Genomic DNA, 9711 nt, shown 5'->3' with positions numbered 1-9711 from the left:
CGTTTGTGCTTGCGGGATCATCAAGCAATGGATCGGGGTGATTGGACTTTGGCTTTGCGAACTCAAAGGTATCGAGACCAATATGGGTATCAAGCTCGATGCGGCATTCCGTGCGGCTGGATTGCCCGCGCCCTCAATGCACATGGAGGCGGTGGTTGGGGGAACCAAGGGCGGATTCGAATGGTCAAACCAGACCGCCGAACTTATTGTCACGATGCTGCCGGAAATCCAGAGCCGGGGAGTTGCGACGGCCGCTGAGGTCGATATTGAAACTTTGGGACAGCGCATGCAGCGCGAAATCGAGGCGGGTAGTGTGATCGTGAGTCGCTCGGAAGTGGGCGCCTGGTCGCATGCCTTGAACAAGCCATAACAAGACTGGAGCGACAGGTAGTCCGTAACAATCCTTTCCTGGCTACCATCTCAAACGACTGCTTCGCGCCTCATCTCGGTCGTAGAGGTCAGCCTCGACGCTTCACGAAAGCGGAAATGCTTGCGACCACTTGGAGGTCGTGATCAAGCCAGGATCGGGCATTTCCCCTTGCCGGATTGTAGGCAGTCGATCAGCTCGCATTCTAACCGGCAGCCTTAGGTAGCCCGGCCGAAATGCAGACTGTGGACTGACCTGCATGCTCCATGTCGAGCCGACCGTCTAATGAGCTAACCTCCAAGCTATTCCATTCGAGCAAGTCGCCGTTGACAAGTGTGCGCCTGCTCGTGTTCTATTTCGCAAGCGCACATTTTTCCGCGTAACACATCGCGTCCGGCAAGGCCGGACAAGGGCAGCATGGCCCCGCCGCGTCTCATCGAGCATGGGGTGCGTGTGGGGCCTTTGTTTTTTGAGGTCCGGGTGAAGACGTTCAGGGTCGGTATTCTTTATTCGACCACCGGTCCCTACGGGGCGATCGGGCGCGACTGCCGCGCCGGCGCCGAATTCGCCATCGAGGAACTGGAGAAGGCCGGCAGCCCCGTGCGCATTGAGCCGGTGTTCGGCGATCCGGCCGGGCAGCCGGAGCGCTACCTCGATCTGATCCGTTCGATGCTGCGCGACGAGGGCTGCCGCAATGTGATCGGCACCATCACCTCGCTGTCGCGCAAGGATGTCATCCCGCTGGTCGAGAAATATGACGGGCTGCTCTGGTACATCTGCCCCTATGAAGGTTTCGAGGCCAACGAGAACGTCATCTACACCGGCGCCTGTCCCAACCAGCATCTGATCCCGCTGTTCGACTATATGCTGCCGCGCCACGGCAAGCGCGTCTATCTCGCCGGCGCCAACTATGTCTGGGGCTGGGAGATGAACCGGCTGGCGCGCGAGCTTCTCATGCGCGCCGGCGGCGAGGTGGTGGGCGAGCGCTGCCTGCCGATCGAGGAGACCGATGTCGGCCTGCTCATCGCCGACCTGGAGCGCCATAGGCCGGACTTCATCCTGAACAACATGATCGGCCCTTCGAGCTATGCCTTCCTTGCCGCCGTCAAGCAGCTCGCCGCGCACGATCCCGCCTTCGCGCCGGAGCACTGCCCGGTGCTGAGCTGCGACCTGACCGAATGCGAGCTCGGCGAGATCGAGCCGGGCGTGGCTATCGGCCAGCTCTCGACGGCTTCCTATTTCGAAAGCCTGGCGTCGTTCGAGAACCGCGGCTTCAAGCAACGCGTCGCCGCCCGCTTCGGCGCCGAGCGTCGCGTCTCCAGCTTCTTTGCCGGCGCCTACGCCGCCGTGAAACTTTGCGCCGAGGCGGTGTCGGAGGCCGACCGCGACGACCCTGCCAGCGTGCGCGGCTTCCTGCATGCCCGGCCGCGGCAGACTGTGCTCGGCACGCTGGCCATCGATCCGCGCACCAACCACGCCGCCTTGCCCTTCCATCTGGGCCGCATCAACGAGCGCTCCGGCTTCGACATCATCGCCTCGCATGGCGCCATCGCCGCCGACCCTTATCTCGTCGGCACGCTGCCCATCCAGCACGCCCCGCATCTGAGGGTGGTGCAATGACGCGCACGCCCAATTTCGTTTCCTGGCGCGCCGCGATCCTGCATCGCGCCRACGACAACATCGAGCGCCTGAAGCGGCAGCTTGAACGTCTCGGCGTCACCGTTCTGGTGCAGTGGAAGCCGCTCGATCTTGCCGAGACGCCGGCCGATATCGTCCTGGTCGATGCCGATCAGGGGTGGGACGATCTGTTGCCATGGAATGGCGACGATGCACCGGTTCCGGTGGTGGCACTCCTCGGCTCCGAAGCGCCGGGCCGCATCGCCTGGGCGCTGGCCAAGGGCGCCGGCGCGATCATGGCAAAGCCGGTCGTCGCCTCCTCGGTCTATCCGGCGCTGGTGCTTGCCACACATGCCCATCACGAGCGTACCGCTGTGCGGGCGCGCATTGCCGGCCTGGAGGAGCGCTTGCGGCTCAGGCCGATCGTCCATGACGCTATGCGCTCGATCATGGCCGCGCAGGGTACGGATGAGGACGGCGCCTATCGCATCCTTTGTCGCCTCGCCATGCAGCGCCGACTCACCGTCGAGCATGTCGCCGCGGCCATCGTCGCCGGGCATGAGCCCGTGCCGCGGGCGATGTAGGCGCCGCATGCGGGTTTTGCGCGAACTTGTCAGACGGCCTTCCGCCCTGTTCGGGCTGATCGTGGTCGTCATCGTTTTGCTGGCGGCGATCTTCGCGCCCTGGATCGTGCACTTCTCGCCGGACAACCAGCTCACCGACGGCCTGTCGCTCGAAGGCGCACCGCTGCCACCCAGCGGCGAGCATTTGTTCGGTACCGACACGCTTGGACGCGACCTCTTCTCGCGCGTTCTGTTCGGCGCCCGCACGTCGCTGATCATCGGTCTCGTCGCCAATGGCGTCGCCGTCGCGATCGGCCTTCTCGTCGGGCTGCTCGCCGGCTATCTGCGCGGCACCGTCGGCAATTTGCTGATGCGCTTCACCGACCTGATGATGGCATTCCCGGCGTTGCTGCTCGCCATCGCGCTCGCGGCGTTGCTCAAGCCCAGCCTGTGGATCGTCGCCATGGTCATCGCGCTGGTCAACTGGGTGCAGGTCGCCCGCATCGTCTACACAGAAACGCGCGGCCTGGTGGAGCGCGACTTCATCGTCGCCGAACGTTCGCTCGGCGCCGGCAATGGCCGCATCATCTTCCTGCACATCCTGCCGCATCTGATGCCGACAGCGATCGTCTGGGGCACGCTCGGCATCGCCACCACGGTGCTGCTCGAGGCGACCTTGTCCTTTCTCGGCATCGGCGTGCAGCCGCCACAACCCTCCTGGGGCAACATCATCTTCGAGAGCCAGAGCTATTTCCAGGATGCGCCCTGGCTGGTGTTCATCCCCGGCGCGATCATCCTCGCCACCGCCTTGTCGTTCAATTTGATCGGCGACGCCTTGCGCGACATCCTCGACCCGACGCAGCGCGGGAGGCTGTAACGATGGCCGTCTTCCTCGCCCGCCGTCTTGTCCAGGCCGTGCTGATCCTGCTCGGCGTCGCCGCCATCACCTTCCTTCTGCTCTACTACCTGCCGGCCGACCCCGCCGTGCTGATCGCCGGCCGCTCAGCTACGCCGCAGATGGTGGCCGCGATCCGCCATGAGCTCGGTCTCGACCAGCCTTTGATCATGCAGTTCCTGCACTATGTCGGCTCTTTGCTGCATGGCGACCTCGGCCGCTCCTACACGCAGAAGACCGAAGTGCTGCCGCTGATCCTGGCGCGCTTGCCGGCGACGCTGGTGCTCATGGCCGCCGGCATCGTCGTCGAGGTGGCGCTTGGTTTGACCTTCGGCATCATCGCGGCGGTCTGGCGCGGTGGCTTCGTCGACCGTTCGATCATGATGCTGTCCTTCGTCGGCGTCTCGTCGCCGCAATTCGTCGTGGCGCTGCTGCTTTTATACGTCTTTGCCGCCACGCTCGGCTGGTTCCCGATGTCCGGCTTCGGCACCGCGCGGCATGTGGTGCTGCCGGCCCTCACGCTCGGCGTGCTCGGCGCCGGATGGTACGCGCGCATGGTGCGCTCGGCCATGATCGAGGTGCTGCGCCAGGATTATGTGCGCACCGCCCATGCCAAGGGTCTCAGCGGCCGCCGTGTTGTGCTCAGCCATGCGCTGCCCAACGCGCTGTTGCCGATCATCGCCATGGTCGGCATCGACATCGGCCAGTTCATGAGCGGCGTGGTGGTGGTCGAGGCCGTCTATGGCTGGCCCGGTATCGGCCAGCTCGCCTGGCAGGCCATCCAGCAGGTCGACGTGCCCATCATCATGGGCGTCACCCTGGTTTCGGCGCTGGCCATCGTGCTCGGCAATCTGCTCGCCGACTTCATCGCGCCCTTCGTCGACCCGCGCATCCGCAGCCAATAACCAACAAAACCAACAGAGGAGTGAACTCAATGAACAAATTCGCCAAAAGGATGGGCCTGGCGGCCTTGCTCGCCACCTCCGCCCTGGTGCCGGCCAAGCTTGCCTTCGCCGACACGCCGACCAACGGCGGCGACATCATCGTCACCTATAAGGACGACATCGCCACGCTTGACCCGGCCGTCGGTTACGACTGGCAGAACTGGTCGATGATCAACGCGCTGTTCTCGCGCCTCGTCGACTACAAGCCCGGCACGACGGAGCTCGGGCCGGCGCTTGCCGACAGCTACGACGTCTCCGACGACGGCAAGATCTACACTTTCAAACTGCATCCGGGCGTCAAGTTCACCAACGGCCGCGAGGTGACGGCGGCGGACGTGAAGTGGTCGATCGAGCGCGCCGTCAACCCGAAGACGCAAGGCCCCGGCGCCGGCTTCTTCCACTCGATCGTCGGCGCCGACAAGATGACCGCCGGCACCGCCGACACGATGGAAGGCATTACCGCGGTCGACGACCACACGGTCAAGTTCACCCTGTCGCAGCCCGACGCCACCTTCCTCAACGTCCTGGCGCTGAACTTCGCTTCCGTCGTGCCGAAGGAGGCCGTGGAAGCCGCCAATGGCGATTTCGGCAAACACCCGGTCGGCTCCGGCGCCTTCACGCTGAAGGAATGGACGATCGGCCAGCGCCTCGTCTTCCAGAAGAACCCCGACTATTTCGTCAAGGACCGGCCGCATGTCGACAGCTTCACCGTCGAAGTCGGCCAGGAGCCGCTGGTGGCGCTGCTGCGCCTGCAGAAGGGCGAGGTCGATATCGCCGGCGACGGCATCCCGCCGGCGAAATATCTGGAGATGAAGAAGTCGGCCGAGTTCGAGGGCATGATCGTCGACCGCCAGCAGCTCGAGACCAGCTATGTCACCTTGAACACGCAGGTGAAGCCGTTCGACAACGCCAAGGTGCGGCAGGCCGTCAACATGGCCATCAACAAGGACCGCATCGTGCGCATCATCAACGGCCGCGCCACGCCGGCCAGCCAGGTGCTGCCGCCGCTGATGCCGGGCTATGACCAGAACTACAAGGGCTATGCCTACGACCCCGAAAAGGCGAAGGCGCTGCTTGCCGAAGCCGGGTTGAAGGACGGCTTCTCGACGCAGATCTACACCTCCAACACCGATCCGCAGCCACGCATCACCCAGGCGATCCAGCAGGATTTGGCGGCGATCGGCGTCAAGGCCGAGATCAAGGCGGTGGCGAACCCGAACGTGATCGCCGCCGGCGGCACGCAGGGGCAGGCGCCGATGGTCTGGTCCGGCGGCCTCGGCTGGATCGCCGACTTCCCGGATCCGTCCGACTTCTACGGGCCGATCCTGGGCTGCGGCAGCGCTGTTGCCGGCGGCTGGAACTGGTCGTGGTACTGCAACAAGGACATCGACGCCCGCGGCCAGGCCGCTGACGCCATGCCGGTACCGGCCAAGGCCGAGGAGCGCAACAAGGCCTGGGCGCAGATCTTCACCGACATCCAGACCAATGAAGCACCCTGGATCCCGGTCTTCAACGAACGCCGCGTGGTGGCCAAGTCCAAGCGCATGGGCGGCCCGGACGAGATCTACATCGATCCCACCCGCGTCATCGATTACGAAGCGATCTACGTGAACAAATAGGCTCTTCTCATCTCGCGGCGGCAGGCATCCAGCTCGCCGCCGGGACCGTCCCATGATGCCGCCTGCACGGGAGGGCGGCTTGCCCAAGACAACGAGAAAAAACCATGTGCGTGAAGTGCGACTACACCATCCATCGCGCCAGCCATCATTTCGGCTGGAACCGCGACTTCGAGCCGGCGCAGACGGCAAGGCCCGGCTCGACAATCCATTTCGAATGTCTCGATTCCTCAGGCGGGCAGTTCAACGCCAGCTCCACGGTCGCGGACGTCAGGACGATGGATTTCGGCAAGGTCAATCCGGTGACCGGACCGGTCTATGTCGAGGGCGCCAAGCCCGGCGATGCGCTGAAGATCACGCTGCGCCATTTCGAACCGTCGGGCCTCGGCTGGACCGCCAACATTCCAGGCTTCGGCCTGCTCGCCGACCAGTTCGAGGAGCCGGCGCTGCACATCTGGAAATATGACGCCGCCGCGATGACGCCGGCACTCTTTGGCCCTGGTGGCCGCGTACCGCTAAAACCCTTCGCCGGCACGATCGGCGTGGCGCCTGCCGAACCCGGCCTCCACTCGGTCGTGCCGCCGCGCCGTGTCGGCGGCAATCTCGACATCCGCGACCTTTCGGCTGGCACCACGCTCTATCTGCCGGTCGAGGTCGAGGGCGCGCTGTTTTCGATCGGCGACACCCATGCCGCTCAAGGCGACGGCGAGGTCTGCGGCACCGCCATCGAGAGCCGTATGGATGTCGAGGCGACGATCGAGCTGGTCAAGGACGCGCGGCTGCAAAGCCCGCGCTTCACCACGCCGGGACCGGTGACCCGCCATCTCGACGCGGCCGGCTACGAGGCCACCACCGGCATCGGGCCGGACCTGATGACCGCGGCGCGCGAAAGCGTCATGCGCATGGTCGACCTGCTTGCCGCGGAGCATGGGCTGAAGCCGGTCGACGCCTACATGCTCTGCTCGGTTTGCGGCGACCTGCGCATCAGCGAGATCGTTGACATGCCGAACTGGGTCGTCTCGTTCTACTTCCCAAGAATCGTCTTCAATTGATGGCGGATGCTTCCGGGCCAGAGCAGGACGCCGTCCTGACCGTCGACAGATTGTCAGTGGACGCGCTGACGCCTGAAGGGGCGAGGCGCGTCATCGACGGCATCAGCTTTGCCCTGGCGCCGGGCGAGACATTGTGCATCGCCGGTGAGTCCGGTTCGGGCAAGTCGGTGACGGCGCTTTCGATCATGCGGCTGTTGCCGCGCACCTCGCTGCGCATCGCCGGCGGCGACATCAGGCTCGATCGTCAGAGCCTGCCGCTCCTGTCCGAGCGCGCCATGCGCGATGTGCGTGGCGGCGAGATCGCCATGATCTTCCAGGAGCCGATGACCTCGCTCAATCCGGTACACTCGATCGGCGCGCAGCTGACCGAGGCGATCCGCACCCATCAGGGCGCGGAAGGCGCCAGCATCGAAAGCCGCGCCCGTGCCATGCTCGACGTCGTCCAGATCAACGACCCGGCGCGGCGCATGAAGCAATATCCGCACGAGCTCTCCGGCGGCATGCGCCAGCGCGTCATGATCGCCATGGCGCTGTCCTGCCGGCCGAAAGTGCTGCTGGCCGACGAGCCGACGACGGCGCTCGACGTGACCGTGCAGGCGCAGATCCTGAAACTGATGCGCGAGTTGAAGCGGGAGTTCGGCACCGCCATCATCCTGATTACCCACGACATGGGTGTCGTCGCCGAGATGGCCGACCGGGTGGCCGTGATGCGTGACGGCCGCATCGTCGAGGCAGGCCCGGTGCTCGACATCTTCGAGCGGCCGCAAGCCGAGTACACGCGCGAGCTGCTCGCCGCCGTGCCGCGCCTCGGCGCGTACGCCGCGACCGACGCGCCGCCGAGGGTCACCGCCACCGTCCGACCAGCCGCGCCGGAGGGCGCCGCGCCGGTGCTGTCGGTCAAGAACCTCGTCGTCGATTACGGCGCTTCCGCCAGCCTTTTCCGTCGCCGCGCCGCCGAGGCGCCGGCGGTGCAGGACGTCTCTTTCGACATCATGCCGGGACAGACGCTCGGCCTCGTCGGTGAAAGCGGTTCCGGCAAATCCACCACCGGCAAGGCCGTGCTCGGCCTCGTGCCTTTCACGGGTGCAGTGACCATCGGCGGCACGGCCATCCAGGGCCTTTCCCCCGCCGCGATGCGGCCGGTGCGCCGCGCCGCGCAGATGATCTTTCAGGACCCCTACGCCTCGCTCGATCCGCGCATGACAGTGGGCGCTGCCATCGCAGAACCGCTCGTCATCCATGGCATTGGTGCCAAGGGCGACCGCAACGAGCGTGTGGCCTCGCTTCTGAAGCACGTCGGCCTCGCCGCCGATCATGCCACGCGCTATCCGCATGAATTTTCCGGCGGCCAGCGCCAGCGCATCTGCATCGCCCGCGCGCTGGCACTCGAGCCGAAGCTGATTGTCGCCGACGAAAGCGTTGCGGCCCTCGACGTGTCGGTCCGGGCGCGCGTGCTCGACCTGATGCTGGAGCTGCAGGAGACGCTCGGGCTCTCCTATCTGTTCATCTCGCACGACATGGCCGTGGTCGAGCGCATGAGCCACAACGTCGCCGTCATGCGCGCCGGCCGCATCGTCGAGGCCGGCGCACGCCGCGCGGTGCTGTCATCACCGCGCGAAGCCTACACGCGTGAACTGATCGCCGCCGTGCCTATACCGGTCCCACGCATCGCAAACCCACAGAAGTAGTGTTGCAGAGACCGGCGCACCAAATCATCTCGGCCGGGTTCCGGGGTGAGCGGGTGGGTGGCTAGTGGCCCTACYGACCTTGGCTAGTTTTTCAGGGACTGAACCTGCCAGCCAAGCGGGGCATAAGAGCCTGAACCTGGGATATGCCAGCCTATAGCCTAGCACAACGCGAGAAGTCCCGATTGAGCGACTGTCGATGTGTCGGGCTTGAAGGCGAGGACACGGCTGAATCGCCGATAGCCATGCGCTCAACTCAGCTGCCTAGGGTGTGGGATACCTGCGGCAATCAGGGAATAACAAGTTCAATCAAGAATGGTCCCGTGCGTCGAAATGACATTTTCACCAGATCCGCAAAACGCCCCATCGTCACCGCCTGCGCTGCTTCGACGCCGTATCCCTTCGCCAGATCGATCCAGCGGATCGACGGGTTCTCCAGGCTCATCATGTCCGCCGCGACGCGCCCGGGATTGGCTCCGACATTTGCAAACTCGCCGAGGAGAATTGCGTATTTGCGGTTGGAAAGAATGATCGTCGTGACGTCCAGATCTTCGCGTGCCTGTGTCCACAATCCTTGTGCGGAATAAAGTGCGGACCCGTCCGCTTGCAGGCTCACGACCCGTCGGCCGGGCGCGCCAATTGCCGCTCCCGTGGCAAGAGGAATACCTGCACCGATTGCGCCGCCCGTAAGCTGCAGCCAGTCGTGCTGGGCCGCACCCTTTGTGCCGGAAAAGAAATCGCGACCGAAACTGACGCTCTCATCGACGATGACGCTTTGCTCGGGTAGAAGGGCGCTCAGCACTTGTGCGACCGCCTGCGAGATGACCGTTCCCGTCGGGGGCGATGGCTTTTCCCTGGCGGTTGGAGAGATCGCATGATCAGCAGCGCCCAGTTCGTCCGCAAGCCGTAAAAGCGCGTCGTTCAGATCGTGTTCCGGTCGGGCAAGGACATGTATGACGGCATCCCTTGGCT

The 9711-nt window shown here is 64.8% G+C and carries 9 protein-coding genes; 8 read left to right on the top strand and 1 reads right to left on the bottom strand.

From position 1 onward, the window contains the following. From ACXJ7R_RS16540 to ACXJ7R_RS16505, 8 genes are all read left to right on the top strand, one after another. Nucleotides 1–370 (top strand): hypothetical protein (locus tag ACXJ7R_RS16540; protein ID WP_457152776.1); only part of this gene is annotated, 370 nt, incomplete at its 5' end. A 477-nt stretch (nucleotides 371–847) separates the two neighbouring features. After that, entirely contained in the window at nucleotides 848–1987 is a 1140-nt protein-coding gene (locus ACXJ7R_RS16535) for a transporter substrate-binding protein (RefSeq protein ID WP_457152775.1), read from the top strand. After that, nucleotides 1984–2568 (top strand): ANTAR domain-containing response regulator, encoded by a 585-nt coding sequence (locus ACXJ7R_RS16530; RefSeq protein ID WP_457152774.1) that lies wholly within the window; start codon nucleotides 1984–1986, stop codon nucleotides 2566–2568. The genes ACXJ7R_RS16535 and ACXJ7R_RS16530 overlap by 4 nt, the downstream gene beginning before the upstream one ends. 7 nt (nucleotides 2569–2575) lie before the next feature. Beyond that, the gene (locus ACXJ7R_RS16525; protein ID WP_457152773.1) at nucleotides 2576–3424 is read left to right on the top strand and encodes an ABC transporter permease; all 849 of its coding nucleotides are present in this window, start codon (nucleotides 2576–2578) and stop codon (nucleotides 3422–3424) included. 2 nt (nucleotides 3425–3426) lie between these two features. Continuing rightward, complete coding sequence (locus tag ACXJ7R_RS16520) at nucleotides 3427–4347, top strand: ABC transporter permease (RefSeq protein WP_095088311.1); 921 nt, start codon at nucleotides 3427–3429, stop codon at nucleotides 4345–4347. Nucleotides 4348–4376: 29 nt separating this feature from the next. Further along, nucleotides 4377–6005, top strand: coding sequence for an ABC transporter substrate-binding protein (locus ACXJ7R_RS16515; RefSeq protein ID WP_457152772.1), 1629 nt, complete (start codon nucleotides 4377–4379; stop codon nucleotides 6003–6005). 104 nt (nucleotides 6006–6109) lie between these two features. Then, nucleotides 6110–7054 carry an acetamidase/formamidase family protein gene (locus tag ACXJ7R_RS16510; protein WP_457152771.1) on the top strand — a complete coding sequence of 315 codons (945 nt, stop codon included), beginning with the start codon at nucleotides 6110–6112 and terminating at the stop codon, nucleotides 7052–7054. After that, entirely contained in the window at nucleotides 7054–8742 is a 1689-nt protein-coding gene (locus tag ACXJ7R_RS16505; protein WP_457152770.1) for an ABC transporter ATP-binding protein, read from the top strand. The genes ACXJ7R_RS16510 and ACXJ7R_RS16505 overlap by 1 nt, the downstream gene beginning before the upstream one ends. A gap of 286 nt (nucleotides 8743–9028) precedes the next feature. Here the strand turns inward: ACXJ7R_RS16505 and ACXJ7R_RS16500 are convergent. Then, nucleotides 9029–9711 (bottom strand): thiamine pyrophosphate-dependent enzyme (locus ACXJ7R_RS16500; RefSeq protein WP_457152769.1); only part of this gene is annotated, 683 nt, incomplete at its 5' end.

The organism is Mesorhizobium sp. P5_C1 (genome assembly GCF_054049815.1).
The sequence above is the reverse complement of the archived record's forward strand: the minus strand, read 5'-3'. Positions and strand labels throughout refer to the sequence as shown.